The organism is Synechococcus sp. Minos11 (assembly GCF_014279855.1).
In the GTDB taxonomy this organism is placed as follows: Bacteria; Cyanobacteriota; Cyanobacteriia; order PCC-6307; family Cyanobiaceae; genus RCC307.
In genome coordinates, this window is the sequence record NZ_CP047953.1 from 465,685 (window position 1) to 487,350 (window position 21,666).

Annotated in this window: 38 protein-coding genes; 20 read left to right on the forward strand and 18 right to left on the reverse strand. The window is 57.1% G+C overall.

Annotated features, from left to right (window positions below; all coding sequences use genetic code 11):
• Positions 1-3: 3 nt before the first annotated feature.
• The 4 genes from SynMINOS11_RS02515 to SynMINOS11_RS02530 form a co-directional block, all read right to left on the reverse strand.
• Complete coding sequence (locus SynMINOS11_RS02515) at positions 4-1,164, reverse strand: HlyD family efflux transporter periplasmic adaptor subunit (protein ID WP_186549637.1); 1,161 nt, start codon at positions 1,162-1,164, stop codon at positions 4-6.
• Positions 1,164-4,112, reverse strand: coding sequence for an ABC transporter transmembrane domain-containing protein (locus tag SynMINOS11_RS02520; protein WP_186549639.1), 2,949 nt, complete (start codon positions 4,110-4,112; stop codon positions 1,164-1,166). Before SynMINOS11_RS02520 ends, SynMINOS11_RS02515 begins: the two co-directional genes overlap by 1 nt.
• A gap of 9 nt (positions 4,113-4,121) precedes the next feature.
• Positions 4,122-4,838 carry a peptidylprolyl isomerase gene (locus SynMINOS11_RS02525; RefSeq protein WP_043737757.1) on the reverse strand — a complete coding sequence of 239 codons (717 nt, stop codon included), beginning with the start codon at positions 4,836-4,838 and terminating at the stop codon, positions 4,122-4,124.
• A 201-nt stretch (positions 4,839-5,039) separates the two neighbouring features.
• The gene (locus SynMINOS11_RS02530; protein WP_186549641.1) at positions 5,040-5,279 is read right to left on the reverse strand and encodes a hypothetical protein; all 240 of its coding nucleotides are present in this window, start codon (positions 5,277-5,279) and stop codon (positions 5,040-5,042) included.
• Between the two features lie 50 nt (positions 5,280-5,329).
• On the opposite strand from SynMINOS11_RS02530, the gene SynMINOS11_RS02535 reads away from it, so the two are divergent.
• Positions 5,330-5,482 carry a hypothetical protein gene (locus tag SynMINOS11_RS02535; protein ID WP_186549643.1) on the forward strand — a complete coding sequence of 51 codons (153 nt, stop codon included), beginning with the start codon at positions 5,330-5,332 and terminating at the stop codon, positions 5,480-5,482.
• Positions 5,483-5,551: 69 nt separating this feature from the next.
• On the opposite strand, the gene SynMINOS11_RS02540 is transcribed toward SynMINOS11_RS02535, so the two are convergent.
• Together SynMINOS11_RS02540 and SynMINOS11_RS02545 are read right to left on the reverse strand one after the other, a co-directional pair.
• The gene (locus tag SynMINOS11_RS02540) at positions 5,552-5,815 is read right to left on the reverse strand and encodes a hypothetical protein (protein WP_011934911.1); all 264 of its coding nucleotides are present in this window, start codon (positions 5,813-5,815) and stop codon (positions 5,552-5,554) included.
• A 411-nt stretch (positions 5,816-6,226) separates the two neighbouring features.
• Positions 6,227-6,556 carry a hypothetical protein gene (locus SynMINOS11_RS02545; protein ID WP_186549645.1) on the reverse strand — a complete coding sequence of 110 codons (330 nt, stop codon included), beginning with the start codon at positions 6,554-6,556 and terminating at the stop codon, positions 6,227-6,229.
• A gap of 136 nt (positions 6,557-6,692) precedes the next feature.
• Between SynMINOS11_RS02545 and SynMINOS11_RS02550 the strand changes: the two genes are divergently transcribed.
• Both SynMINOS11_RS02550 and SynMINOS11_RS02555 read left to right on the forward strand, forming a co-directional pair.
• Positions 6,693-7,313: a Coq4 family protein gene (locus SynMINOS11_RS02550; protein ID WP_370586178.1), complete on the forward strand. Its 621-nt coding sequence runs from the start codon at positions 6,693-6,695 to the stop codon at positions 7,311-7,313.
• A 208-nt stretch (positions 7,314-7,521) separates the two neighbouring features.
• Positions 7,522-7,962, forward strand: a complete 441-nt coding sequence (locus SynMINOS11_RS02555; protein ID WP_050815440.1) for a DUF2721 domain-containing protein — start codon at positions 7,522-7,524, stop codon at positions 7,960-7,962.
• Here the strand turns inward: SynMINOS11_RS02555 and SynMINOS11_RS02560 are convergent.
• Complete coding sequence (locus tag SynMINOS11_RS02560; RefSeq protein ID WP_186549649.1) at positions 7,959-8,135, reverse strand: hypothetical protein; 177 nt, start codon at positions 8,133-8,135, stop codon at positions 7,959-7,961. The two genes, SynMINOS11_RS02555 and SynMINOS11_RS02560, sit on opposite strands and share 4 nt — an antisense overlap.
• A 317-nt stretch (positions 8,136-8,452) precedes the next feature.
• Complete coding sequence (locus SynMINOS11_RS02565) at positions 8,453-8,644, reverse strand: hypothetical protein (RefSeq protein ID WP_186549651.1); 192 nt, start codon at positions 8,642-8,644, stop codon at positions 8,453-8,455.
• A gap of 113 nt (positions 8,645-8,757) precedes the next feature.
• On the opposite strand from SynMINOS11_RS02565, the gene SynMINOS11_RS02570 reads away from it, so the two are divergent.
• Together SynMINOS11_RS02570 and SynMINOS11_RS02575 are read left to right on the forward strand one after the other, a co-directional pair.
• Positions 8,758-8,997 carry a hypothetical protein gene (locus SynMINOS11_RS02570; protein WP_186549653.1) on the forward strand — a complete coding sequence of 80 codons (240 nt, stop codon included), beginning with the start codon at positions 8,758-8,760 and terminating at the stop codon, positions 8,995-8,997.
• Between the two features lie 23 nt (positions 8,998-9,020).
• Entirely contained in the window at positions 9,021-9,707 is a 687-nt protein-coding gene (locus SynMINOS11_RS02575) for an SDR family oxidoreductase (RefSeq protein WP_186549655.1), read from the forward strand.
• A 666-nt stretch (positions 9,708-10,373) separates the two neighbouring features.
• Here the strand turns inward: SynMINOS11_RS02575 and SynMINOS11_RS02580 are convergent.
• The gene (locus SynMINOS11_RS02580) at positions 10,374-10,598 is read right to left on the reverse strand and encodes a TIGR03894 family protein (protein ID WP_186549657.1); all 225 of its coding nucleotides are present in this window, start codon (positions 10,596-10,598) and stop codon (positions 10,374-10,376) included.
• A gap of 111 nt (positions 10,599-10,709) precedes the next feature.
• On the opposite strand from SynMINOS11_RS02580, the gene SynMINOS11_RS02585 reads away from it, so the two are divergent.
• Complete coding sequence (locus tag SynMINOS11_RS02585; RefSeq protein ID WP_011934924.1) at positions 10,710-10,886, forward strand: hypothetical protein; 177 nt, start codon at positions 10,710-10,712, stop codon at positions 10,884-10,886.
• 1 nt (position 10,887) lies between these two features.
• On the opposite strand, the gene SynMINOS11_RS02590 is transcribed toward SynMINOS11_RS02585, so the two are convergent.
• Complete coding sequence (locus SynMINOS11_RS02590; RefSeq protein WP_011934925.1) at positions 10,888-11,094, reverse strand: YqaE/Pmp3 family membrane protein; 207 nt, start codon at positions 11,092-11,094, stop codon at positions 10,888-10,890.
• A gap of 100 nt (positions 11,095-11,194) precedes the next feature.
• On the opposite strand from SynMINOS11_RS02590, the gene SynMINOS11_RS02595 reads away from it, so the two are divergent.
• From SynMINOS11_RS02595 to SynMINOS11_RS02605, 3 genes are all read left to right on the forward strand, one after another.
• Complete coding sequence (locus SynMINOS11_RS02595) at positions 11,195-11,671, forward strand: cupin domain-containing protein (RefSeq protein WP_186549659.1); 477 nt, start codon at positions 11,195-11,197, stop codon at positions 11,669-11,671.
• Positions 11,668-11,826 (forward strand): hypothetical protein, encoded by a 159-nt coding sequence (locus tag SynMINOS11_RS02600; protein WP_011934927.1) that lies wholly within the window; start codon positions 11,668-11,670, stop codon positions 11,824-11,826. Before SynMINOS11_RS02595 ends, SynMINOS11_RS02600 begins: the two co-directional genes overlap by 4 nt.
• A 387-nt stretch (positions 11,827-12,213) precedes the next feature.
• Positions 12,214-12,384: a hypothetical protein gene (locus SynMINOS11_RS02605; RefSeq protein ID WP_186549661.1), complete on the forward strand. Its 171-nt coding sequence runs from the start codon at positions 12,214-12,216 to the stop codon at positions 12,382-12,384.
• Between the two features lie 108 nt (positions 12,385-12,492).
• Here the strand turns inward: SynMINOS11_RS02605 and SynMINOS11_RS02610 are convergent, their stop codons facing one another.
• Positions 12,493-12,675 carry a hypothetical protein gene (locus SynMINOS11_RS02610; RefSeq protein ID WP_186549663.1) on the reverse strand — a complete coding sequence of 61 codons (183 nt, stop codon included), beginning with the start codon at positions 12,673-12,675 and terminating at the stop codon, positions 12,493-12,495.
• Between the two features lie 87 nt (positions 12,676-12,762).
• Positions 12,763-13,125, reverse strand: coding sequence for a hypothetical protein (locus SynMINOS11_RS02615; RefSeq protein ID WP_186549665.1), 363 nt, complete (start codon positions 13,123-13,125; stop codon positions 12,763-12,765).
• A 136-nt stretch (positions 13,126-13,261) separates the two neighbouring features.
• Between SynMINOS11_RS02615 and SynMINOS11_RS02620 the strand changes: the two genes are divergently transcribed.
• From SynMINOS11_RS02620 to SynMINOS11_RS02630, 3 genes are all read left to right on the forward strand, one after another.
• On the forward strand, positions 13,262-13,531 hold the full coding sequence (locus tag SynMINOS11_RS02620; protein WP_186549667.1) for a hypothetical protein: 270 nt from the start codon (positions 13,262-13,264) through the stop codon (positions 13,529-13,531).
• A gap of 86 nt (positions 13,532-13,617) precedes the next feature.
• Entirely contained in the window at positions 13,618-13,848 is a 231-nt protein-coding gene (locus tag SynMINOS11_RS02625) for a hypothetical protein (protein ID WP_186549669.1), read from the forward strand.
• Positions 13,849-14,242: 394 nt separating this feature from the next.
• Positions 14,243-14,809, forward strand: a complete 567-nt coding sequence (locus SynMINOS11_RS02630; RefSeq protein WP_186549671.1) for a hypothetical protein — start codon at positions 14,243-14,245, stop codon at positions 14,807-14,809.
• Between the two features lie 52 nt (positions 14,810-14,861).
• Here the strand turns inward: SynMINOS11_RS02630 and SynMINOS11_RS02635 are convergent, their stop codons facing one another.
• Complete coding sequence (locus SynMINOS11_RS02635; protein WP_186549673.1) at positions 14,862-15,140, reverse strand: hypothetical protein; 279 nt, start codon at positions 15,138-15,140, stop codon at positions 14,862-14,864.
• Between the two features lie 303 nt (positions 15,141-15,443).
• On the opposite strand from SynMINOS11_RS02635, the gene SynMINOS11_RS02640 reads away from it, so the two are divergent.
• The 4 genes from SynMINOS11_RS02640 to SynMINOS11_RS02655 all read left to right on the forward strand — a co-directional run bounded on the left by SynMINOS11_RS02640 (position 15,444) and on the right by SynMINOS11_RS02655 (position 16,797).
• The gene (locus SynMINOS11_RS02640; RefSeq protein WP_043736554.1) at positions 15,444-15,695 is read left to right on the forward strand and encodes a hypothetical protein; all 252 of its coding nucleotides are present in this window, start codon (positions 15,444-15,446) and stop codon (positions 15,693-15,695) included.
• A gap of 30 nt (positions 15,696-15,725) precedes the next feature.
• Complete coding sequence (locus tag SynMINOS11_RS02645; protein ID WP_011934934.1) at positions 15,726-15,986, forward strand: hypothetical protein; 261 nt, start codon at positions 15,726-15,728, stop codon at positions 15,984-15,986.
• 65 nt (positions 15,987-16,051) lie between these two features.
• Complete coding sequence (locus SynMINOS11_RS02650; protein ID WP_186549675.1) at positions 16,052-16,510, forward strand: hypothetical protein; 459 nt, start codon at positions 16,052-16,054, stop codon at positions 16,508-16,510.
• A gap of 20 nt (positions 16,511-16,530) precedes the next feature.
• Positions 16,531-16,797, forward strand: a complete 267-nt coding sequence (locus tag SynMINOS11_RS02655; protein ID WP_011934936.1) for a TIGR02450 family Trp-rich protein — start codon at positions 16,531-16,533, stop codon at positions 16,795-16,797.
• 154 nt (positions 16,798-16,951) lie between these two features.
• On the opposite strand, the gene SynMINOS11_RS02660 is transcribed toward SynMINOS11_RS02655, so the two are convergent.
• On the reverse strand, positions 16,952-17,185 hold the full coding sequence (locus SynMINOS11_RS02660; RefSeq protein WP_186549677.1) for a chlorophyll a/b-binding protein: 234 nt from the start codon (positions 17,183-17,185) through the stop codon (positions 16,952-16,954).
• An 83-nt stretch (positions 17,186-17,268) separates the two neighbouring features.
• The gene (locus SynMINOS11_RS02665) at positions 17,269-17,487 is read right to left on the reverse strand and encodes a hypothetical protein (protein ID WP_011934939.1); all 219 of its coding nucleotides are present in this window, start codon (positions 17,485-17,487) and stop codon (positions 17,269-17,271) included.
• A gap of 423 nt (positions 17,488-17,910) precedes the next feature.
• Between SynMINOS11_RS02665 and SynMINOS11_RS02670 the strand changes: the two genes are divergently transcribed.
• Positions 17,911-18,051 (forward strand): hypothetical protein, encoded by a 141-nt coding sequence (locus SynMINOS11_RS02670; RefSeq protein WP_186549679.1) that lies wholly within the window; start codon positions 17,911-17,913, stop codon positions 18,049-18,051.
• A gap of 4 nt (positions 18,052-18,055) precedes the next feature.
• On the opposite strand, the gene SynMINOS11_RS02675 is transcribed toward SynMINOS11_RS02670, so the two are convergent.
• Positions 18,056-18,940 (reverse strand): isocitrate lyase/PEP mutase family protein, encoded by an 885-nt coding sequence (locus tag SynMINOS11_RS02675; protein WP_186549681.1) that lies wholly within the window; start codon positions 18,938-18,940, stop codon positions 18,056-18,058.
• A 688-nt stretch (positions 18,941-19,628) separates the two neighbouring features.
• Between SynMINOS11_RS02675 and SynMINOS11_RS02680 the strand changes: the two genes are divergently transcribed.
• Both SynMINOS11_RS02680 and SynMINOS11_RS02685 read left to right on the forward strand, forming a co-directional pair.
• Complete coding sequence (locus tag SynMINOS11_RS02680) at positions 19,629-19,961, forward strand: thermonuclease family protein (RefSeq protein ID WP_255445459.1); 333 nt, start codon at positions 19,629-19,631, stop codon at positions 19,959-19,961.
• A gap of 260 nt (positions 19,962-20,221) precedes the next feature.
• Complete coding sequence (locus SynMINOS11_RS02685; RefSeq protein WP_011934943.1) at positions 20,222-20,593, forward strand: AbrB-like transcriptional regulator; 372 nt, start codon at positions 20,222-20,224, stop codon at positions 20,591-20,593.
• Positions 20,594-20,811: 218 nt separating this feature from the next.
• Here SynMINOS11_RS02685 and SynMINOS11_RS02690 read toward each other — a convergent pair whose 3' ends face one another.
• Both SynMINOS11_RS02690 and SynMINOS11_RS12820 read right to left on the reverse strand, forming a co-directional pair.
• A complete protein-coding gene (locus SynMINOS11_RS02690; protein ID WP_011934944.1) occupies positions 20,812-21,060 on the reverse strand; it encodes a 2TM domain-containing protein in 249 nt (82 codons plus the stop codon).
• A 49-nt stretch (positions 21,061-21,109) separates the two neighbouring features.
• Complete coding sequence (locus SynMINOS11_RS12820) at positions 21,110-21,241, reverse strand: hypothetical protein (RefSeq protein WP_255445460.1); 132 nt, start codon at positions 21,239-21,241, stop codon at positions 21,110-21,112.
• Positions 21,242-21,418: 177 nt separating this feature from the next.
• Between SynMINOS11_RS12820 and SynMINOS11_RS02695 the strand changes: the two genes are divergently transcribed.
• Positions 21,419-21,583: a PCP reductase family protein gene (locus SynMINOS11_RS02695; RefSeq protein ID WP_043736560.1), complete on the forward strand. Its 165-nt coding sequence runs from the start codon at positions 21,419-21,421 to the stop codon at positions 21,581-21,583.
• Positions 21,584-21,666 lie beyond the last annotated feature (83 nt).

The window sequence follows — 21,666 nt, forward strand, 5'->3', positions numbered from 1 at the left end:
GGTTCAGGGTTGATCGGTTTTGATCCCGCGCAGGGCATCAAAGGCTTTCTCGACCGAATCGGTGAGCAGGCTGATCACGGGCTTGTCGCGCACGATGAAGTTCACCGACACGCTTTGACCGGCGGACACGGGGAAGAGTTTGCCGCGTTTTTCCAGGTATTGACGCTTCAGCACCACTTGGGCGGGGAAACGGGGTTCGGGGTTTTGTTGATCGGGCTCGAGCGATTGTTTGCCGACGCGTTTGAGTTCGCCAGGAATATCGCCGTATTGGGTGAAGGGATAGGCATCGACGCGGACTTGGGCCGGCATCTTGGGCCTCAAGAACCCCACATCGGCATTGGTGACAAACACACTGGCTTCCAGCATTCCCTCAGGAACGATCTTGAGCAGGGTTTCGCCGCTACTGGCGGCATAGCCCGGACTGGCAACGATCAGATCAAACACATAGCCCTTGACCGGAGCACGTAGGGATTCGTACTCCTGGGATTTGTTGGTTTCCACCAACTGACGCTCGAGATCAGCCAGTTCGCGTTGGATCTGCTGTTTGCTTTTGATCGACTCGGCCTGCACCTCACGCAGGGTGGCTTCGGTTTGCGCAATTTCTGATTGCAGCTCTTGGAGTCGATTTTTTTGCTGCAGATACTGCACCTCGGCAATCGCACCTTGGCTCACCAGCCCAGCCATGCGATCGACGATGGAGGCCTCGACCTTCAAGGTCATTTGCAAGCTGTTGAGCTTGGCCTGCAGGCTGTCTTCCCGCGCTTCAAAGGCTTGAATTTCTTCCTTGAGGCGCCTGCTCTCCAGCTCTTTTTGACGCCCTAGGGAGCGCAGCCGCTCGGTGTTCACCTCAGGGTCGAACTGGATCAACACCTGGCCCGGGGTGACGAGCTCCCCCTCGGTGACTGGGATGCCACTGACGACCCCAGAGACAGGAGCTTTGATGGGCCGCTCGGCTCCCATACCTTTGAGTTCACCGCGGGCGATGACCACCTCATCAATGCGGGCAACGACCGCGTAGATAAACCCAAAGCCGATGCAGCCGACGATGGCCCACTGCAGGGCCCTGGTCCACGTGGGCGCAGCGCGGTAGCGGACTTCTTGATGCGCTAAGGGCACCAATGCACTGTTGTCGTCTTTGTTGTTGTCGTTGTTGGAGCCGTTCATCACTGCCCCGCCTCCTGCTGCCGATACAGGGTGGCGTAGCGGCCTCCTAATTTCATCAAGTCACTGTGGCTGCCCTGCTCCACCAAGCTGCCTTGGTGCATCACCAAAATTCGATCGGCATGGCGCAGGCTGCCTAGGCGATGGGTGATGAACAGCACGGTGCTGCCGCGGTACACCTCCGCCAGGTTGCGGGTCACCTGTTGCTCGGTGTCGACATCAAGGGCGCTGGTGGCCTCATCCAGCACCAAAAGCCTGGGCCGCTTCAGCACCATTCGCGCAATGGCCATGCGTTGCCGTTGGCCGCCGGAGAGGGCTGAACCTCGCTCGCCTACAGAGCTGGAATAGCCCCCGGGCAAGGCTTGGATGAAATCGTGGGCGCAGGCCACTTGGGCGGCACCGGTGATCTCTTCGAAGCTGGCATCAGGCCTGGTCAAGGCGATGTTGGCTTGCACCGTGCCATCAAACAACAGGCTGTCCTGGGGCACCACACCCACTTGGCTGCGAAGGGAATACAGGTCCACCTTGGCGATGTCGTAGCCATCGATGCGGATGGTGCCCTCCAGTGGATCGAAGAGGCGGGTCAGCAATTTGAGCAGGGTGCTTTTGCCTGAACCGCTGCTGCCCACGATTCCGATGAAACTGCCAGCCGGAATCTCAAAATTCACGTTGAGCAGCTGCAAGGGCCCGCTGCTGCCAAAGCGAAAGTTCACGCCCTCGTAGCTGATTGCTCCTTGCAGGGGAGGAATGGGCGGCAGGTTTTCGCCTGCAATTTCAATTTCTTCGCGGTGATCGACGATGTCGGAGAGTCGTTCGAGCGAAAGTGCCGTTTCCTGGAAGTTTTGCCAGAGGCTGGCCAGACGCAGCAGTGGGCTGGTGACGTAGCCCGAGAGGATGCGGAACGCGATCAATTGGCCCAAGGTCATCTTGCCCTCGAGCACCAACATGGCTCCAAACCAAATCACGATCAGTCCCGAGACTTGACCCAGGAATTGGTTGGCTGAGCCGGCCGCTGTGCTGGTGATGGTGTTGCGGAAACCGGCTTCGATCTGACCGCCATAGAGCTGCTCCCAGCGCCATTCACTGGGGAGTTCCATGCCCTGCCCTTTCACCGTCTCCATGCCCGAGAGGGTTTCCACCAGATGGCTCTGCACCCGTGCATTGGCTTCAGCTTGCTGGCGCAACTGCCGGCGGATGATGGGCGCCACCCCCATGGTGAGCCCCACAAACAACGGCAAGACGCCCAGTGCCGCAAAGGTGAGTGGCACCGAATACAGCAGCATCACGGCGATGTAGACCACCGAAAAGACCGCATCGAGCAACACGGTGAGGGCCGTGCCGGTGAGGAAGCTGCGGATCTTTTCCAGTTCGGCAATTCGGCTGCTGACTTCACCAACGGGCCGTTTGGCGAAGTAACCCAGCGGCAGCCGCAACAGGTGATGGATGATCGTCGCCCCGAGGGAGATGTCGATCCGGTTGGTGGTGTCGGAGAAGAGGTAGGTGCGCAGCGAACCAAGAAGCGCCTGGGCCAAGGCCATGGCCACCAGCAAGGTGCCCAGCACATTGAGGCTGGAGTAGTTCCCTTGGCTGATCACCGCATCGATGATCTGTTGAATCAGCAGCGGGTTGAACAGGCCCAACAGCTGCACGAAAAAGCTGGTGATCACCACCTGCAGCAGAGCATTGCGGTGCTTTTGGATGGCTGGCACGAACCAGCTGAAGCCAAAGCGCGCTTTCGGTGTGCTGGCACTGCGCTCCAGGCACAACACCGGCAGCTGCTCGCCAGCGCTTTGCTCAAGCAGCTCAGCGGCATCGATCCAGCGCTGACCCGCGACTGGATCACCAATCAACAATTGCTGTTGGCGGGCTTGCCACAGCACCAAGGGATGACCGTTGAGCAGGGTGATTGCCGGAAAGGGCAATCGCGTCAGGAGATCAGCGCTGTTGGGTTGCAGGCCTGTGGTGCGCAGGCCAAGCAGATCGCAGATGGCTGCCACCGCTTGTAGGGGTAAGGCACCTTGGCCACTGCGTTTGAGCTGGTCATTGAGGATTCGGCTGAGCACATCGCGCCGAAAGGGCAAATCGAAGTGGCGCGCCAGCATTCGCAAGCAGGCCAAGGGTTCCTCGACTGGCCCTTTGCCGTTCTGCTGCGGGTAGCTGCCGTCGTTATGCAGCCGCCCATACCAATCCTCAAGGGCTTCCCTTTGAACCTGCGGGGTTGGTGGAGCTGTCGTCGTGATGCTCTTCTCGGCTGGCGCTGTGAGCGGGTCCTCCAGTGGCTCAAGTTGGCGTTGCGGGGGCCAATGGCTCGGCAGCGGGAGCAGCCTGGCCGGCAAACGTCCGAGCACCTCCAGGCGGCATGGGCTTTGCAGCACCGTGCCAAGGGTTTCGCCTTCGATGTTGTCGCTGCTCACCAACCAGGAGCCGTCGCTTAGGCCGAGTTCATGGGAGCCAGGAGCCAGCAGGCGAATGGGTTGATCACTCAATTCGCATGCTTGTCGTGCCCAACGCAGCAGTTCTTGGGCTGTGGGGTAGCGGGGATCTTGCCGGCTGGCTGCGGCTGCCCATAGTTCCCATGCACTGAGAGAGCAGAACTGACGTAGATGCTCTGGCTGGCGATCGAGGAGTTGAAAAAACCGTTCGGCCGGCAGCAACGACCCTTCCACGGCGGTGGCTGCTGTCAGCGTTAACCCATTGATGCCCCTTAACAGCAGCTCGCCGCCAACGATCTCGCCGCTGCCAAAACGCTGCAGGGTGAAGGCTTCTTTGCGTTGATCCAAGCCCAGCAAGCGCATGTCGCCTTGTTCGATCAGCAGCACACCTGGCGGTAGATGATCGCGATCGTGCAGCGCTTGGCCCGGGCTGAGCCGCAGCGGCTGCAGCATCTCTTGGCTGACGCCGGGGAGCGCTTGCCAGCCATTGGATTTGGGCTGTGGCTGCTGGCTAAGCATGGGAAAAATCTAGGCCTGGCCTTGGCTTTTGGCAGCCGACAGTTGCTCTTCTAGGTGCTGATCGCCGAGCTCAAAGAGCAGGCGTTGCTTGAGCGAGTCGGTGAGCTCAGTGCAATGCAACTCCTCCAGTCGCACCACAATCCACCAGTCTTCGAGCTGTTTGGCTGGCCAGAGCTGGCCTGGTGTGCTGACTTGCAGCAGCTTGGCGAGCATCGGGTGGGGTTGGCTCAAGGGCACCGGTCCAAGCCGGCCCCCCTGCTGGCGTTCAGGGCCCTCGGAATACTCCGAGGCAATCTCTTCAAAGCTGGCTTCGCCTTCTTTGATGCGCAGATGTAATTCATTGGCCAGGTGCTGGTCTTTCACGCGCAGGAGGGAATAACTCACCTGATCCAGCTGACTTTTGCGTTCGAGGTAGTGGCTGTTGAGCTTGGCTTGCAGGTTTTGCTCGCACCACAACAGCCAGCGCCAACGGCGGGCCACAAACTGCTGCCATTGCTCTGGGCTCAGCCCTTGTTGTTGTTGCCAGCGCTGCAGGGTTTGCGGGGAGTCGATCCGCTGCTGTTGGCACCACTGCTCCAGCATGGCCTTGAGCTGCTCAGCTGGCGGCGGCGGAATGCTGTGGAGGCAATCATCGATGGCGGCCTCGCGCCGGGCTTGGCGTAAGAGTCCCCAGCTTGCAAGCTGCTGGCTGCTGAAGCTGCTTTGAGGATTCTTGGCTTGGTCCAACAGGTTGAGCCAATGGCTAGACACTTCCTTATTAAGGGGCAGTTGATCGCCATTGGCATCCCCCAATGGAGCTACATCAGTTGGCACTGCTATGGATGGAGTGGCAACTGGGGATGGAATGAACGGCGATTCAGAAACCTGGCAAGTGGCCCTGGTGATGGGCGCCGTTGTGGTGGTGCTGATCGTGTTGTCGGTGAACGCTCAGTAGAAGCGAAATTTGCCCATGCCTGGATTGGCTTGGCATTTGCTGTGCAGTTCTTCGCTGAGCTCACGCAGGGCTAAATCCCGCTCTTCGCGGCTGAGGATGTCCCAGCGGAAGAGAAGTTTGATCGTGGTGCGGTCATGGGCCAGCCCCCAGCGATCGCCATGGCGACGCACGGCTTCCCGTTTGGCGCGTATCACCCAAGTGGCGCGATCCGTTGCAATGGTGCTTGGTGACAACAAGGGCGCACGCCGATCACTCGATCTCAACGTATGGAGGCTGTGGGGTGATGGCCTGGATGCCCTACACAATTTCAACTGTTGAAAAGAAAATTAAGCCAACGGCACATCACCTGCGCCATCAAGTTGGTGTTTTTGCTGAAACGGTTGTCCTTAACACCTTTACCCGCCGTGCGCTGACCTACAAATCAACAGTTGGGTAGCTCCAGCACAACACCAAAAAAGAGGGTGGGGCCTTTGGGAACTCACCCTTTTTTCTTGGCGATCTGTGCTCAGAGTGAGAGGCTCTGGGGGCTCAGCTCTTCTTGAATGATGCGCTTGCTTTCAGCGCGCTCAAGCTGCCAGTTCAGCAAGAACTCTTTGGCCATATCTTTTAAGCGTTGCAGGTCATCAATGCCGTCAAGGTGTCGGCGGCTCTGCTCAAGCTCAAGATGCTGATTCAGAGAGAGTGCAATGCTCGGCTGCATGAATTCAGTGGCTTCTGTACTAATTTTTGTTGACAAAAGCGTTTGAGTTGTTGCAACAGCGACAGACATGCCCCTTTGTTGCCGCATCCCGACAAGCTGGTTGGAACGCTTAAGGCTGCGCCTGCTTTGTGTGGGTTCCTGCCATGGCTTGCTTGGGAGATCTCTCGACAACGCCGATGTGCCAGCCCCCCTCGAGTTCAGAGGGCTGAGCTGAGTGTTGAGCTTGAATGCCATTAAGCGCAGCAATCGGGGCCGATTGCAAGATCTGCAGGGCTTCGCCCATGGCTTTGTGGGCTGCGGCGCGATGGGTCGGGGATTGCGCTGAGCAAGCAACCGCGCCAACTGCTTCTAATAAATGGTCGAGTAATTCGGCACTCTCTGACATCATCGACCTGGCTTATTGGGTCAAATTCTGGTCAGTTTTGAGTTGTTGATCTGCAGTGCTCAGCACAGCTTCAGCATGTGCTGACAAAACCGTAATTACTGCTGGCGTGGATCCTCCCAGAAAACGACGAGCGTGAAATCGTCTTGGCGGCTAAAGCCAATCCCCAGGGTGTGATTGTCGCGTTGGTACGTCTTGCCCTGCTCGCTGGCGGCAAAGTCATAGCGCTGCCCATCGATGCTGATGGTCACATCCCCCTGCTTCTGGCTGAATTGGCATGGCACCGGCTCGGGGAGTTCGGCGCTGTTGTCTCCTTCACGAAACAGCGCGCACCAGGCTGTTTTGGATTCGGCTTCGGCTGTGTTGCTGCAAGCACTCAGCAGCCCAAGTCCGGCCCCCAGGCTGAGCGCGATCAGAGCACCTCGCATCGGTTCCAGTTTCCACCGGTTTCGTTCTACTGCGTTCCAAGGGCTTTGCCATGGCCAGTTCATTGCTAGGGGTTGGGTCGTACTGACGTCGGTCTCTGTGCTGTTCAACCTCAAGGAGCGCCTCCAGTCGCTGCGGATGCTGAAGGGGCTGGGTCAATTTCTGCAGCATCCAGATGATTTGCAGAGCGTTTACGCGGTGGCGGCCAGCGTTCAGGGCAGTCCCATGGCGGCTCAAATGATGCGCCACATGCTCAGTGAGCCAGGCATCGCCGCCATGATTGAGGAGCAGTGGCGGCCTGCCGCCATCGACCTTGATGCACTGGAACAGCTACCAGCCGGGAGCTTGGGGCAGTGCTACGCCTCGCAGCTCAAAGCTCAGGGCATCACGCCAGAAACCTTGATTGACCCGGCGCCGATTACCAACGACCAAGACTTCATCGTCCATCGCCTCAAAGAAACCCACGACATCGTTCATGTGTTGACCGGTTTTGGGGTTGATGGAGTGGGCGAAATTGGTTTGCAGGCCTTCAACCTGGCGCAGAATCGATCGCCATTGGCTGTGCTGTTGATTTTTGGTGGGATGCTCAAAACGCTTCAAGATGACCAGCCGCTGGAGGCGCTCTTGCATGCCATCAGCCGCGGTTTTGAGATGGGCTTAAAGGCTGAATGTGTGGTGGGCTACAAGCTCGAGGACGGCTGGCAACGGCCCTTGAGTGAGTGGCGCGCAGAGCTCAAACTGCCGCAGGCTTTGGCATAAAAAAAGGCGGGTTTCCCAGTCCCGCCTCGTAGCCCACTTGTCGGAGTACCAAAGGTTCGACGCTCCCTTGGTGCACCTGTTATGACGAGGCTGAGAGGAAAAAACAGTCGTGATGAATACCTAGTGGGACCGCTTCACACAGCGGCACCTGGTCGAAACACCTAGATCGTGGACGAGCCACGTTGACGGTATTGGGTTGTCGTGTGCGGTGAATCATCCCTCGGTCGATCTGAGCATGGCGATTCAGATCTCAATGGCCCCGGCATTTCTGCTGGTGGCGATTAGCAACTTGATCAATGGCATCACCGCAACGCGCCAACGCATCATTGATCGCTATCGGGAGCTCTCAGCAGAGAACCGGGATGTGCTCATCCCTCCTGATGATGTCGAATATGAAAAAAGTGTGCTTCGCCATCGGGTTTCGCTCTCGACTCGAGCCATCACCTTGCTGACCAGCGCCATCATGTTGATCGCGTTGGTGATCTTCATCATCTTCATCAGCTTGGTGAGTCCAGCGATTGATCTCACCTTGACCTTGGCCCCCTTGTTTGCATTCGCCATGTTGAGCGTGATCGTGGCCAGTGTGTTTTTCCTCAGGCAGCTGCGTGTGTCATCACAGCAGCTGCGCCGCATCGGTCTTTCGGCTTAGAGCTTGCAAAGAGCCCGGATGTGGGCGATCGCAATTTTGCGCTCAGCCTTGGTGCGTGGTTCATGGGGCAGGCTGAAAAAGTGATTGGGCCCGATGAACAAGACCCCGCCTTGCGTGCGCACCACTTCAAAGCGCCACGCTGCCAACAGCTTCTGGTAAGTGATCTCTGACATCTCTTCATCGTTGCCCCAATCGCTGGTCAGCAGCTGAAGCGGCAGATCAGGGTTGCGTGAAAAGCCCCTGAGGGGAAAGTCGAATCTGGACTTTTCTGTTACGCCAGCAAAAAATCTTTTGCGCAACGATGGACTGGGGTGGACACGTCATCACCCCCTTTCCCATTCCATGACAGCTCAACAGCAGTGAGCTGGATTCTCGGTTGATGCCGTGATGATGGGGGCGTGGGACCACTGCATTGCCCCATCTGTATTGGCCTGGGTCTGATCAGCATGACCCGAGTCTTGGCATGGCTGCGTTTATGGCAGCTGGTCGCTCAGGAGTAGTAGCGGCCGACGCTTTTGTTCACCAGCTCAGGCTTAAGGCCCAAGTTGTTGGCGATCTGGCGTTGCGACATGCCGAAAGCCCGCAGCCTTGCAATGCGCTTGGTGTCGGGCTGCCCCAACCGGTACAGACGGGCCATGCGGGCGTAGAGGTCGCGGCGCCACAGGTTTTGCATCCAGCCCATGCGCATTGAATGTCAGCTCACAACTGAAGTGTGTGCAGCTGTGAGCCGATATTTCTCTGCCTTCAGGGTTTTTCCAGACCAGCCACATTGGTGGTGGTTTGAGGTTTGCGGCCATGGGCTATCTCCGCTGCGTGATGGCGTTGGCGATGGTGGTGCCATTGGCGTTGCTGGCCCGCGCTGATGGCATCCGCTTCTTGCCGGATGATGCGCAAATCGCTTGCCGAGCGATCTTGCCCCAGTGCTTCACCCAGGCGAGTTGGCATCGCCTCTGTCAAAACGATCCAGCCATGGCCAAGGCGCATCAGGTTGCTTGCCGCCAGGCCGCCGCTGGCGTGAGGGACGCGGTTGACTAGGACTGACTGGAGAAGCTGTTCCCATGGGGCCAATCGCCGTTTCAGGTGCGTCCGGTAAAACCGGCTGGCGGGTTGTTGATGAAGCCCTGCAGCGTGGGTTGGTTGTGCGGGCGATCGTGCGGCCCAACTCAGTCATGCCGCCGCCGCTTGCTGAAGCCGAGCGACAGGGCCGTTTGCAGGTGTTCAGGCTTGAGCTCAACACTGCTGAGGCGTTGCACCATGCCTTCAATGGCTGCTGCGCCCTGGTGATTGCCACCGGTGCACGCCCGTCGATCAATTTGGCGGGTCCGCTGCAGGTGGATGCCTTTGGAGTGCGCTCTCAGCTCAAGGCCTGCGCAGCGGTTGGTCTGTCTCGGGTTGTGTTGGTCAGTTCGCTCTGCGCTGGGCGCTGGCGGCATCCGCTCAATTTGTTCGGGTTGATCTTGCTCTGGAAGCGGCTTGGTGAGCGCTGGCTTGAGCAGAGCGGACTGGATTGGACGGTGATTCGGCCTGGCGGCCTCAGTGAAGACGACAGCCGCAGTGGGCAGGAAGGGGTTGTCTTTAGTGGCGCTGATCAACAATCAAGCAGCAGCATTCCCAGGCGTCTGGTGGCTCAGGTGTGTCTGGATGCTTTGGACGAGCCAGAAGCTTGCGGCCGCATCATTGAAATCACCAGCTCAGCCCAGCAGTCGCGTTGCAGCCTTGGCGAATGGCTCGCCCAACCCGTTTGAGCAGTGATTTGGAGTGTTTGTCCCTATGGCGCCTGCCTAGGAACGATTTAGACCGGAAGTAGCCGGGAGAAAGACAGTGATGAATGCCATGGCTTGTGTGGTGAATCCGTTGGCACCTTTGGTGACTCCAATGGGTTCCAGGCCACGTCCTCTGCATGATCTGGCGCATGAATCCCATGACCAGTTTTGGGAGAAAGAGTGCGCTGAACGCCCCAATGCTCTGGGTTGTCGCCTGTTTGACGATTGATCCTTTGGCGTTGATGCCAATAGCAACTTGCCTTAAAACACAGTGAATGTGTTCGCGTCAGTGATGAACCAATCCCTGCCTCAGGACATGGCATCACAACCGTCTCTGCAACTTGTGCAGCCAGAAGATTTCAGTCAGGGGATGGTTTCAGTTGGAGCTCAGATCGCTGAGCTCCATTCTTTGACTGATCTTGTTGCCAATTTGGAGCAAGACGCCCTTACGGGCGGCGCTGACTTTGTTGGAAAGTAAGAGCTGACACAGCTCGCTGCTCAAAGCGCCGACAAGCTGAAATCACCGGAGTTGCCCCAGGGAGCAGGAGCTGGGGTGTCACCGGTAGGGCTGGAAGTGCCTTCACCTCGAGGCCCCAGCCCGCTAACTGCAACCGGCATCAGCTGATGCCTTCTGATGATTGAGCGGTGTCAGCTTTTGGCGCCTTCTTTCTCAGGCGCCTCATCGGGCTCCTGATCAGCAATTTTTCCAAGCACCATCGACGCTTGCAGTTGATCGGGGAGATCGCCAATGGTCAGCAGAGCTTTGAGCACCAGCTGGGAGCGAGCTTCTTTTGGCAGGCCAGGACGCAGCTTCTTGACGGTGTTCCAGAGCTCTTGGCCCGCCTCTTTGATCAGCTCTTTGTCTGTGGCCATTCCTGTTGCACTAGAGCCCATCAACCTAGCTTGTGGCTTCTCAGGCACTCGAGCTAGGACCGGTATGACCTCTCAGTCGATGGTCATGAGAGGGCAAGGGAGACGCCGTCGATGAAGCCCTGCTCTTGGTTGGCGATTGCCGTGATGCTCTCTCTCTGGGCCTCTGGTGTTGTGGCTCAACAAGCTGAGGAGCCCGATCAGCCCGCTGATCGGGCAGAGGATTGCCGCATTGGCGTTGATGAAATGGAGCATTTTCGGCGCACCCGCCGATTAACCAAAAGCTGCTGAGTTATTTGCGCGTGATGATGATGTAGAGCGCGTGGATCACAGCCACGGGCCACATGATCGCTAGGACCGGCAAACCCAGGCCGCCAAAGCTGAGCAGCCAGAAGATCAGGTTCAGCCAAAACGCACTGGCTTGAACGCCTACCTGGGTGGCAACAGCCAGCGGCGGCAGAAAGAACGCCAGGATGATGCGCAAAAGATCAGCGAGCATGACCTTCAAGGTTCTGCCCCTGCTTTAGCTCGATTGCGAACACCTTGCTGCTGAGAGGTCAGTGGACCTTTGATGGATGCATCCAATGCTCAGCGGCTGCATGTTCAAGCTGGTTTCGGTGGCAGCGCCTGGCCTGGTAGCCATTGGCTTGGGGCTCGGCGGCTGTGCGTCGTTTGATCAGAACAAACCAGCGGCCCAGAGCGACGCCGCATCAGCATCCAAGGAGTTGCAAATCAAGCCAATCCTGCAAACCACCACTGGGTTGAGCGGCAAAACATTCACCTATCCAGAGGGAGAGGCTGAATTGCGCCTGTTGCGCGTGGAATTCCCTGTTGGCGGAAGTGTTCCCCTGCACACCCATCCTGCGCCGTTGATCGCCTACGTCTCACAAGGTCAGATCCGCCATACAAGGGGTGATCAGGTCAACACGTTTGGACCTGGCCAGGCATTTGTGGAAAGCGATCAGGGTGGCCCCCACACCGTTGAAAACATTGGTGAGGAGCCAGCTGTGGTGTTTGTGGCGGTGGCCTCAAAACAAGGCTTGCCCACCACCAACTTCGTGACTTCAGCGCCATGACTCGGCGGACTCCCTACGGGGCGTTTTCCGTTTTGGCCTTGGTGATCTTCGCGATTGCCGCAGTGATCATGGCCACAACGACAGGTCGCTGGGAGCAAGAAGCCCTGGAGAAGCAGCCTGATTTTCAAGATCAGCCAACCCTGCCAGCGAACTAAAGCACTCGCTTAAACAGCAAAGATTGGGCGTCGTTTTAAAGGATGTGGTGTTGCGCGTAGATCAACATCAACAGCCAACCGGCTGCTGCTGTGGCGGCGCAGGCGATCGCGGGAAAGGTTGCCATGGCTGCCTCCGGCTGGGATGGGGCAATCAACCTATGCGAAGGAAAAGCCAGCGTCTATCGGTATTAATGCTTGATGGTTGGTATTGGTTGCTACCAAAATTGCTAATGGGGAGGTCTGGCGCCGCGGGCTTCTCAGTCCCTTTTAAGGCTTCTCAGTCGCTCTTCAGCCAACAGACACAGCCGGAAAGACTTGCGCTGGCTTGAGTCATGGCCTGGTGGGCTGTTGCCGGCAAGTTCGGTCAATCCGTGGATCACTGCATCAATGGCCAAGGTCATTCCGTTGTTTCCTGGCAGACCTCCAGGTGGGCTGGATCGCTCTGAGCAGCTTGACGATCTTCGCTGCCGCTTGGCTGATCAAGAGGCAGCCATCAAAGCCCTCAACGATCAGCTGCATGAGTTGGTGTTTTGCCTGTTAACCCGTGAGCCTGCTTAAGCGCTTCATCGTGAGCAACGCGCACACCAAATACGGCGCCTTTTTTCTCTACGTGTCGTTGTTTGCGGCGGCGCGTTGTCATTTCGCCAGCGCCCGGCTCTGAGTGGTTCAGATCATCCAGAGGGCCCGCTCAACCATCACGCACCAGCTCACCACGGCGGCGCCGAGGCCAGCAATGGCCTGGCTGGGGTCGTTGGCAAATGTCTGCTCGCAATCGTCGATGGCTTCAACACCCATGGAGCTCGCGCTGAAAAAAAGTGTTTGCCGGATGTCGGAAGGTTGGCGCTCCATGGGCACCTCGGAATGAACCAGTGATTTCAGGTTGAATCGCGTGCTGGCTGTTGCAAGCGACTGATCCATTCCGTTACAGCGTTTTGATTAGTCGTAGAAACCCTCAAACGAACTGGGTCCCAGTGGTTTGAAGGGCCCAAATACGCCATAGGCCTGCTCGGGAATCAGTGCTTGGCAGCCCACATCGCGAATCATTTCGTTGGCCCTGTTTTGAATCGCCTCAACGCCTTGGTTGGCTTTCACCGCCTCGATGCGCTCCACCGTGAGGCCAATGGCCTGTGCATCCGGTTTGCCCTGATCCCAGGCTTGGTTGTAGGAGGCATCGGTGTGGACGCCGATGCAGATGGCCGTGGCCACGCGCTCTGCGGTGCGATCAAAGTCTGAGAGTCCAGCAAGGCCAGCTGCAGGCAGCAGCGCCAAGCTCAGTCCAACAGCGGCTGATCGCAGCATGGCCAGCAAGGGATGGATCTCTCTTGTCTAAGAGCTCTGGCTGATCACATTCAAGGGCGACTGGATGCGACCGAACCGTGGAAGCCGAACGTGGCTGGCCGGTCACGCCGGATCGGGGACCAGCAACCATTGAGCCATGAACAACCCCCAAGCCATTCCCACCTCCATCTGCGCTGCTGGCGCCCTACTGCGCGAGGTGATCCAAAACCAGCTCCATGAGCTCGAGCCGTTGCAGCGCAGCAAGTTGCAATTGGCGTTGCGGCCCGACTGCATGTCGGAAGCCATGAAGGAATCCTTAGCGCTCGCAGTCCGCGAGATTCATGGATTCACACAGCACACCACAGCCAACTTGTTTGAAGCGGTGCTTGATTGCGCTCAAACCAACGACCAAGCGGAACCGAATTGAAAGCGGGCTCGCAATCCCTGCCCTACTGCGTTGTCAGTGATGTTTCTGGCTAAGCAAGCTTTAAGACCAGTAGAGGTTGCTCCCCGATGCGCGAATCGCTTGAGATGCTGCAGTTTATTGCTCTCAGCCTGACTGGATTAGCAGCCATCGAAGCGCGCGTGAACTTCACTGATGCTTATTGCAGTGATTTCAACAATACTCCTCCGCCTGAGTCAGAACAGCCAGGACTCGCTTTTCACCAGTGGTGCCAAAAACAAGGTTTTGATTGCAAAGGCTGCATTACCTTGAATCTGATGGTTTTAAGGGGGATGATTTGAGATTCCACTTTTTTAGGTTGATTGCTTCAAGTGGCTCGGGTATTGGCGCTCTTGCATTCATCGTGCCCTTGGCGCTGTTTCCTTCCAAGGGCGCTGCGCAGAATGACAAATGACAGTTGGATTGAGAGGCAAACGCTTTTATCCTGTCTTTCTCAAGCCAGTGAACAAGGGATTGATTGGAAGTATTTAGCCTTTGTCGAGAAGGGCAATTCCCATCTTCTTCTGTATCGGGAAAGAGGTGGCGATGTGTTCCTATGTCGCGCTGATCAAATGCATGCAGCCCCCAATTATCACTAAGCTGTTGCAATGGGCCTTTCCTCAGAGGCTGGACTCAGTCTGATTTCCCTGGCAGGATTGCTGAACACCCGTTGCTTGCAGGGCTTTGCTTTTCCCCTTGGATAGTCACAAGGTGGGCCGGATGCTGGGCTTGTTGATGCCAACAGCAGCCTCCTTGCTGCTGGCAGGCTGTGGCTTGGAGATTGGCGGCAATGGCTTGATCGATGAATTCTCATCGGAGGCCTACAAGGATTGTGACAGGCTGGCTAGTCAAATCTTGCGCATGTCTTATGAAGATGCAGCGGAGGAGGGGGGTCGATTCGTAACTTTTTTAACGCGTGAGAAGAGCGGCAAAGCAATGTTGTATCGGCTTAATGATGAGGATGAATATGAAGTCATTCATGATGATGCTGCGATTGCTAAAGCGGTTTATGGCGATGGGTTTTGGGGCCTAGTGGCTATTAAGGCAGCCCAAGAAGTAAAAAGTAATTCAGGTGAGAGTATTACTGAAATTGTTGCCAAAAATGCAATGCCTGAAGATTCAGACCCTCGGCTTGTTCTAGAAACTAACACCAGCCTTGTTTGCAAAATTAAGTTTAGTTCTCTGGGGGCTCTCCCCGCCGGATTTTATCGGATCGGTGAAGATGAAGATTCCTATTATTATGAGGAAGTCCAGACTGATTAATTTTGTTTGTGGGTGGCTAGCTGTCCTTGTTGTTCAACAAGTGATCGTTTGACTACATCTTGGCGGTGGGGGCCTCGCTTAACTGGCGCAGATCTTGGTGGTGTTGATGGCTGGATCGTTTGTTGATTGTCAAGCTCAATCTTCGCTTTGTCCTGCTTTTGGCCCTGATCCCTATGTGCAATTTCTCGAGAACTGGATTCCTGGCATTGGCGAGTGCACCGAGCTGCACGACAAACTCCACGAACACTTTGAACTTGATTTCAGCGTCAATAGCGAAGCCAGGCTGCTGGGGTTTCAGCTGGGCCATCACCCCGCCGGCAATTTTTTGCACGTGATGATTTTTGCTGTGATCAGCACCCTTCTGTACCCCAGTGCTTATCGCAATGACTGGTCAGATCTGAGGGACTTTTTTCGTTCTTATGTGCTGGGCAAAAATTTTCAGCTCATTTCCTATTGGTTCATCCCGAGGGGGATCCTGGCTTGGCGGAGCTTATGAGCTGCTCTGTTGGCCGGTGGGTCTCCAGCTGGTGGCGACGATCCTTGGGCTGGGGTTAGACCCGAACCACAGCTGCAGACGAGAGAACCGAACCGCCCGGCCGGTCCAGTTGCAACCTCAGCGCATCACGGTGGATTGATGGACGATCAAATTGCCCCTTCGGCGCCGATCACCCTGGCTGCCGCCCTGCTGAGTGATTCGCTTGAGAGTTGCTTGAAGCATTTGGACCCTACCCAGCAGTTCAAGGCTTCGATGGCCTTGGATCCGGACTTCATCAGTCCTGAAACCAGAGAGCGTGTGGGCGCTGCAATTCAAGAGCTCTATGACCTGGCGGAAGGCAGTGCGGCAATCCTGATCGATGAATTGCTGGACGGCCCCACCACCCCTTGACGGTGGTACAGAAGTACGCATCATGCGGGGATGAACAACGTTTCTCCCTCGGCTGCGGAGGCCATTGCTGGTGCCCTGTTCGCCAAATCCATTGACGATTGCCTCGAGGGCTTGAACGATGCCGAGCGCTTCAAGGCATCGATGGCTTTGAAGCAGGTCTATATGTCTGAGCAGACCCGCTCACGCCTCAACCAAGCCGTGCAAGAAGTCAACGAGCTGGCGCTCAGCCGCGCGGCGGTGTTCATCGATGGCTTGTTGGATGGCGACAAGGAAGAGATCACACCGCTGTAGCGATCTGAGCGAGTCAAATTCAGTCATCCGTCCTCCAGATCCATTCAGAACTGGGTCATGGGCTGGTGGGAGCGTCGGATGTCTTGATTGGGGATCTCGCCATGAAAACGGCTTCATCGATTGGCATTGGTTGTTTGGCTGTTGCAGCGGCTTTTTTCAGCCTTGAGCTGTTGACTGCCACCGCTTCCGCCTCTCCAACGGCTGGCTCCATGCGCATCGCCACAACGCCGCTGTTGCTGTGGAGGCGCCAAGAGCAATTGAGTGATCAGCAGCGCGAGGCCCTGTTTCAAGCCCAAAGGCGCTGGAAGCAAACCAGCTACTCCAGCCGTGCTGCGTTGATGCAGCAGGAGAAGCAATGCGTGGACCGCGCCACAAGCAAACTGGCCTTCAAGCGTTGCCTCAAACAAACGCGTCAGTCCCGCTCGGCCTTGCGCGAGCAGTACTACGCCTACATCAATCCGATCAGGCAAGAATTGGGCTTGGCTCCTTTGGAGTGGGTTGAGCGCCGCTCACCTAGGCGCTGATCCAGTGGGACACTCGGTGGATGACCAAGTTGGCCCAGCATTGGACAAGCGTTGAAGAGCAACTTGGCTTTCGACACTTTCGTGTTGTCGGACAAGGGGGGCGCTCAGCAGAGCGTTGGGTTGAGTTGGTGGCCGTGTTGGATGCCACCCAACGACTCCGGCTGCCGCTGCGCGATCTGCGTGATCCAGCTCTGTGGATGAGTGGACTTCAGCCTGTCGTCGAGGACATGCCGAGTGATCCAGCCCTAGAAGCCCAGGGCTCTGAGCAAGAGCCCTTGCCCAAGTAGGTCATCGGTGGCGAGTTGCTTGGCCACGAGTCCCAGGGTGGTGAGCCGGCGTTGTGCGTTGTGGTGCTGGTTGCCGTTGCTGGTTGCTGAGGGATCGATTGCTTTGGTCATGGCGTCCTCCATCAACAGATTGCGTGGTTGTGTGGCGTGGCCCTTAGAGGCCAATGGTGTGCAGTAGGCCTTCGCCGGTGAGGAGTTCTGTGGCGAGTGCGGCAACAAAGCCAACCATGGCGAGGCGGCCGTTCAGCTTTTCAGCGCGCTCATGAAATCCCCAGCCTGCATCGGCTGCGGCGTATTCCATCTTTGGCTCACGGGCATAAACATTGCCGTGGCCCTCGCCATCGGTGGTGATCAGTCCGGTTGGAATGGGAAGCGTTGATGTGGTCATTGGCTTCTCCAGAAACGACTTGATCGGTCTAGAGCTGCTTGGCGCGCTAATGAAGATGGGCAAGCCGAACAGGCAGGTTCGGTTTAGTGACCCAACAATTCAGCCCACTGAACTTGGTCTTCATCGCTGGCTGGCAGTTCAAAAAACCATTCCCCAGCTGGGATGGTTTGGTTGTTGCCAGCGCGGTAGCCAACCGCTGAGCCATCGGCATTGGTGGCTGTGATCAGAAACGGCTGAGGCGGTTGCCCCTTGCCGTACACCCAGCCGCAATGCGGCAGTCGATCGCTGTTGCGCTCAGTCATTGATCAATGCTGGCCGAAGCCAGCTGTGGCGGCGTGTATGGATGGCGACGTGCCCTTGGTGTTGGCTGCGCGGATCGACCGGTTGCCGTCACCACCACGCCAGTTATCGCCCATGCTTGTTGCGGCCACACCAAGCCTGCCGATGAGCACCATGCGTTGCGACTACTGCGGTCAGGACGGCTCTGTTCACTACAGGATCAGAACAGCGGTCTCAGCGACGTGGCGCTTTGCCTGCCCGGAGTGTTGGAAGGTGCAATCCCAACAACCTCAGTACCAATACGGAGGTACGAGAAAGGCCAATCGACGGCAGCGCTGAGGCCAATGGCTGGGTGGCCTTAGCAAGGTCTCAGACGATCATCACCAGAACAGCGCAGAAAGCCTGCTGGCTTTTCGGCGAGTCTTCCCGCAGTGGTGAGGGCAGGCATGTTTCGACGACCTCAGTTCGCTGATGCGCTGAGTTGGTTGCTGTTTTTGAGCGTTGGTGTGTTGACCGCTGAAGCTGAACAACACCCCGGGACCTTTGTGTTCGATGAAGCACACCCGCCTCAACAGCAGTTGTGGTGAATGGCTAGTTGCTGCTTGCGGCCTGGTCGTAGGCCGGGAAGCCAACCAGGTCTTTGAGCTCGGAAAAACTCAGGAGCTGTTGCGGTGCTGTTCCTGATTGCAATGCCGAGAGAGCTGTTTTCATGGCGAATGCAGCCGCGGATATGAGCGTTAGGGGGTAGGCCGCTAAACGAAAGCCCATGGACGCCAAGGCATCGGGCGGCAGCCAGGGTGTGAGCCCCCCTTCCAGCATGTTGGCCATGCGCCAGCCCGGAACCTGCCGGCAGAAGCGATCCATTTCCTGCTCGCTGCGTGGTGCTTCGAGAAACACCACATCAGCGCCCAAATCGGCAAAGGCATTCAGGCGCCAGAGCGCTTCCTCGAGTGCTTGAGCTTCGCCATGGCTTGCGGCCAGAGCGGAACGTGCATCTGTGCGGGCAATGATCACAAGATCAGCGCCCTGCTCTCTGGCCTGAACGGCTGCGCGGATCCTCTCGAGCGCTTGCTCTCGCTCCACCACCGCTTTCACCCCCGTGTGGCCGCAGCGCTTGGGGGAGCTTTGATCTTCCAGCATGATCCCGGCGAATCCAGCTCGGGCAAATTGATGCATGGTTCGGTGCACATTGGCGGCATTGCCATGGCCGTTATCGCCATCACCAATGACGGGCAGATTGACGGCATCACAAATCGATCCGCCTTGGTCGAGCATTTCGCTCACCGTCAGTAAGCCCGTATCGGGCAAGCCCGCCCGCGCTGCTGCCACGGAAAAGCCACTCATGAAGGTGAGCGGAAATCCGGCCTGTTCAATCAGTCGCGCTGATAGTGCATCGAAGCAACAGGGCATCACATGGCAGGTGTCCTGCGCCAACAACCCCCTGAGATGTTCAGCGTCACGCCTTTGGGTTGCCATGGTTGTTGAAACGATGCTTTCAGGCTGCCAATCTCCGCTCTTGTCTCGTCTGCGTGTGAAGAGATAGATGCACTTGCGTAGGCAAAGCCTCAGGAAGATCCCACGCTGACTTCACCCCACCGAGCCAGCAGAGCTGGAAGGATCAACGGGAGATGTAGCCCTTAACCCACCCCGCCTGGAGCAAGCCTGATGCCTGCGACAACCCCATGGACCAGGTCCATGCCTGGAGACGACTCCACTCCTTCCTCTAACCGTTCAGAACTTGCTTGGTTGAAGCAAGCCACGACGCGCTCGGCCCTGAAGCGACTGGGCATCCGCTCCAGCGTGCTCGCCGGACAGCTGGCTTCTGTGGTGTTGTTCGCAATCTTTTGGCGTCACGGGGCTTAGCCCTCATCCCTCATTGGCAACCGCTGTTGCATTGAGGGCGTAGATCAGAACAATCAGGGCTAGAGCGGAAACAGCAGACGACATGGCTGGCTGGGCTGGATCTTCTGTCTATTGCCTTTGGCAGGCCCATTCCATAAAAGAAACCTGCGGTCTTGGCTGAGCCGAGATGCCGTCCACCAAGGTTTCAGCTGGGTGGACCCTCTTGGTGATGGCGATGAGGAAACCTCGGCACCCACCTCTAGGTCTAAGGATTGGCAGAGCCCATGCTCTCTTGGCCTTGTTGCTGTCGGGGCTGCCGGCTGTGGCTGCTCCCACGGTGATGATTGAGCGCTGTCATGACGGCGATACCTGCCGCACCACCAGCGGTGAAGCCATCCGCCTGGCCTGCATTGATGCACCCGAGCTGACAGGTCCCCCAAATGCTCAACGACTGGCGCAGGCCTCACGTGACTACTTGCGGGAGTTGGTGGTGGGGAAAGAGGTGTTGATCCGCCGCATCGGCAAGGACCGCTATGGCCGCGCTGTCGCTGAGATTTATCTGTGGCCGCTTAATATTGGTGAGGAGATGGTGGCCAGTGGCCATGCCCGCATCCTTGATCGCTACGCCAGCCAGTGCCCATGGGCCTTGCTGTGAGGGGCGGGCAACCGGCCTTCCAGGGTCGGGTGCCTCCCTTGAGGCTGCTGCGCATCAGTAGTAGAGCTTGATCAGCTGAAAAGAAGAAAACATGTCCACCCTGATTTCAGTCGTTGCCTTGGTTGCTGTTATTTATTGGCTCAACAATCACCGCAAGGAGTTGCGCATTCATTGATTTTGTGCTGGGTGAATTAGAGCACTCTCCGCCCTTGGCAGGAACCGGCGACGCGTTATAAACAACTCATTCCACTTCATTAGCCATGCTTACCGGCGAAGAGCTCCTCGCAAAAGTCAAAGAAATGGGAGGAGCTAGCAAGTCTGAAGTTGTCAAGGCTTGTGGCTACGTCTCGCAAAAGAAAGATGGGTCTGACCGACTCAACTTCACCGCTTTTTACGAGGCACTGCTCGAAGCCAAGGGCGTTGGTATTGGCTCTGGCGGCGGCGTTGGCAAAGGCGGCCGTAAGCTCTCCTACAAAGCTGTTGTGCAGGGCAACGGCAACCTGCTGGTTGGTAAGGCTTACACCGCTCTGTTGAATCTTGTTCCTGGCGATGAGTTTGAGATCAAGCTCTCCAAGAAAAAGGGTGTGACCCTCGTTCCCAAAGGCGAGGAAGAGGAAACCGACGAGGGTTGATCGCTCGTTATTGATCGTCTCTGAGCCTTGTTGCTTGCTCTCAGCCCCTGCTCTGGCAGGGGCTTTTTGCTGTCAGGAGATTGGGTTTGGCTGGTAACGAATCCAATCGTTTGATGTTCAAGGCCAAGCCCAATCTGCAAACTGCAATTGTCCCCACTGGGGACTGCATGAGTGCGTGGGGATGTGGGTGGTTCCAGTCCCCATTTTTTTATGTCCGCTCACATGCGGCTCAGTTCATCTTGGATTTCCTGCTCGGTGATGGCCTTCTCGGGATGATCAAAGCGCCATTGCTCCCAGGCCAAGCTCAAGCCCCAGAACACAATCACCCAGATCGGCCAGAAATAGCCGCCGCCTGAAAGCCCCCACACCAGCAGCAGGATGAGGTTGACGAATAAGTAGACCTGCCACTGCTTATTGAGCTTTTTTCTTTTTCTGATTCGTCTGATCGCAACGTCTTTGGAATCCATGCCGTGGGCGCTTGGGCTCTTCTAGAGGTAGACAATCCAAGCCGCTGTGTCACTCCAGCGTTGTGCAGAAGCGGTGAGCGATGTTGAGTTCTTCCTGAGTGATCTCGCCCCCGGCTGGTGTGACGTTGCCTGAGGGCCCGCCGCGACTGAGGAAAACGTCTTGGCCGAGTTGGGTGGTCATGCACGCGCGCACCTCGGCTGGGGGTGTCACGGGCATTGGCACACCAAAGAAAGGATCCATTCCCCGAGTTGATTGGTCCTGGAGATTATCCAGCGGTTCACCGCCTCGTTGACCAATCAATTTGGAACGGTTGGTTCCGCTGGATCGATAAGGTCCAGTGGCGGATGGCAGGCTCCGATGGACTGGAATGACGATGCTTTGGCAGCCCTGAAGAAGGACGTCCCCTTTTTTGTGAGGCCAGCAGTGCGCCGGCGTGTGGAGTCCATGGCTGCTGAGGAGAACCGACCATCCATCGACCTGAGCTTCTATCAACAGGCCAAAGCCAGCATGGGGCCGAAGTGAATCAGCGCAGGTTTTTCCTCAAAGATCTGAACTGTTTGGCCCCAATGATCAAGGCAGGGGCTGGTTTGCTGGCTTGCTCAGTT

What these genes read in the sequence shown, in the direction of transcription:
- SynMINOS11_RS02570 (WP_186549653.1), top strand. Translation starts at nt 8,758, where the DNA reads ATGGGCTATCTCCGCTGCGTGATGGCGTTGGCGATGGTGGTGCCATTG.
- SynMINOS11_RS02625 (WP_186549669.1), top strand. Translation starts at nt 13,618, where the DNA reads ATGCGCGAATCGCTTGAGATGCTGCAGTTTATTGCTCTCAGCCTGACT.
- SynMINOS11_RS02615 (WP_186549665.1), bottom strand. Translation starts at nt 13,125, where the DNA reads ATGCTGCGATCAGCCGCTGTTGGACTGAGCTTGGCGCTGCTGCCTGCA.
- SynMINOS11_RS02655 (WP_011934936.1), top strand. Translation starts at nt 16,531, where the DNA reads ATGACCAAGTTGGCCCAGCATTGGACAAGCGTTGAAGAGCAACTTGGC.
- SynMINOS11_RS02585 (WP_011934924.1), top strand. Translation starts at nt 10,710, where the DNA reads ATGAAGCCCTGCTCTTGGTTGGCGATTGCCGTGATGCTCTCTCTCTGG.
- SynMINOS11_RS02590 (WP_011934925.1), bottom strand. Translation starts at nt 11,094, where the DNA reads ATGCTCGCTGATCTTTTGCGCATCATCCTGGCGTTCTTTCTGCCGCCG.
- SynMINOS11_RS02670 (WP_186549679.1), top strand. Translation starts at nt 17,911, where the DNA reads ATGTTTCGACGACCTCAGTTCGCTGATGCGCTGAGTTGGTTGCTGTTT.
- SynMINOS11_RS02540 (WP_011934911.1), bottom strand. Translation starts at nt 5,815, where the DNA reads ATGTCTGTCGCTGTTGCAACAACTCAAACGCTTTTGTCAACAAAAATT.
- SynMINOS11_RS02660 (WP_186549677.1), bottom strand. Translation starts at nt 17,185, where the DNA reads ATGACCACATCAACGCTTCCCATTCCAACCGGACTGATCACCACCGAT.
- SynMINOS11_RS02695 (WP_043736560.1), top strand. Translation starts at nt 21,419, where the DNA reads ATGGACTGGAATGACGATGCTTTGGCAGCCCTGAAGAAGGACGTCCCC.
- SynMINOS11_RS02575 (WP_186549655.1), top strand. Translation starts at nt 9,021, where the DNA reads ATGGGGCCAATCGCCGTTTCAGGTGCGTCCGGTAAAACCGGCTGGCGG.
- SynMINOS11_RS02610 (WP_186549663.1), bottom strand. Translation starts at nt 12,675, where the DNA reads ATGGAGCGCCAACCTTCCGACATCCGGCAAACACTTTTTTTCAGCGCG.
- SynMINOS11_RS02645 (WP_011934934.1), top strand. Translation starts at nt 15,726, where the DNA reads ATGAACAACGTTTCTCCCTCGGCTGCGGAGGCCATTGCTGGTGCCCTG.
- SynMINOS11_RS02535 (WP_186549643.1), top strand. Translation starts at nt 5,330, where the DNA reads ATGGCCTGGATGCCCTACACAATTTCAACTGTTGAAAAGAAAATTAAG.
- SynMINOS11_RS02685 (WP_011934943.1), top strand. Translation starts at nt 20,222, where the DNA reads ATGCTTACCGGCGAAGAGCTCCTCGCAAAAGTCAAAGAAATGGGAGGA.
- SynMINOS11_RS02620 (WP_186549667.1), top strand. Translation starts at nt 13,262, where the DNA reads ATGAACAACCCCCAAGCCATTCCCACCTCCATCTGCGCTGCTGGCGCC.
- SynMINOS11_RS02675 (WP_186549681.1), bottom strand. Translation starts at nt 18,940, where the DNA reads ATGGCAACCCAAAGGCGTGACGCTGAACATCTCAGGGGGTTGTTGGCG.
- SynMINOS11_RS02560 (WP_186549649.1), bottom strand. Translation starts at nt 8,135, where the DNA reads ATGTCAGAGATCACTTACCAGAAGCTGTTGGCAGCGTGGCGCTTTGAA.
- SynMINOS11_RS02580 (WP_186549657.1), bottom strand. Translation starts at nt 10,598, where the DNA reads ATGGCCACAGACAAAGAGCTGATCAAAGAGGCGGGCCAAGAGCTCTGG.
- SynMINOS11_RS02605 (WP_186549661.1), top strand. Translation starts at nt 12,214, where the DNA reads ATGGCCAAGGTCATTCCGTTGTTTCCTGGCAGACCTCCAGGTGGGCTG.
- SynMINOS11_RS02640 (WP_043736554.1), top strand. Translation starts at nt 15,444, where the DNA reads ATGGACGATCAAATTGCCCCTTCGGCGCCGATCACCCTGGCTGCCGCC.
- SynMINOS11_RS02565 (WP_186549651.1), bottom strand. Translation starts at nt 8,644, where the DNA reads ATGGGCTGGATGCAAAACCTGTGGCGCCGCGACCTCTACGCCCGCATG.
- SynMINOS11_RS02550 (WP_370586178.1), top strand. Translation starts at nt 6,693, where the DNA reads ATGCTGAAGGGGCTGGGTCAATTTCTGCAGCATCCAGATGATTTGCAG.
- SynMINOS11_RS02545 (WP_186549645.1), bottom strand. Translation starts at nt 6,556, where the DNA reads ATGCGAGGTGCTCTGATCGCGCTCAGCCTGGGGGCCGGACTTGGGCTG.
- SynMINOS11_RS02515 (WP_186549637.1), bottom strand. Translation starts at nt 1,164, where the DNA reads ATGAACGGCTCCAACAACGACAACAACAAAGACGACAACAGTGCATTG.
- SynMINOS11_RS02520 (WP_186549639.1), bottom strand. Translation starts at nt 4,112, where the DNA reads ATGCTTAGCCAGCAGCCACAGCCCAAATCCAATGGCTGGCAAGCGCTC.
- SynMINOS11_RS12820 (WP_255445460.1), bottom strand. Translation starts at nt 21,241, where the DNA reads ATGACCACCCAACTCGGCCAAGACGTTTTCCTCAGTCGCGGCGGGCCC.
- SynMINOS11_RS02600 (WP_011934927.1), top strand. Translation starts at nt 11,668, where the DNA reads ATGACTCGGCGGACTCCCTACGGGGCGTTTTCCGTTTTGGCCTTGGTG.
- SynMINOS11_RS02690 (WP_011934944.1), bottom strand. Translation starts at nt 21,060, where the DNA reads ATGGATTCCAAAGACGTTGCGATCAGACGAATCAGAAAAAGAAAAAAG.
- SynMINOS11_RS02595 (WP_186549659.1), top strand. Translation starts at nt 11,195, where the DNA reads ATGTTCAAGCTGGTTTCGGTGGCAGCGCCTGGCCTGGTAGCCATTGGC.
- SynMINOS11_RS02665 (WP_011934939.1), bottom strand. Translation starts at nt 17,487, where the DNA reads ATGACTGAGCGCAACAGCGATCGACTGCCGCATTGCGGCTGGGTGTAC.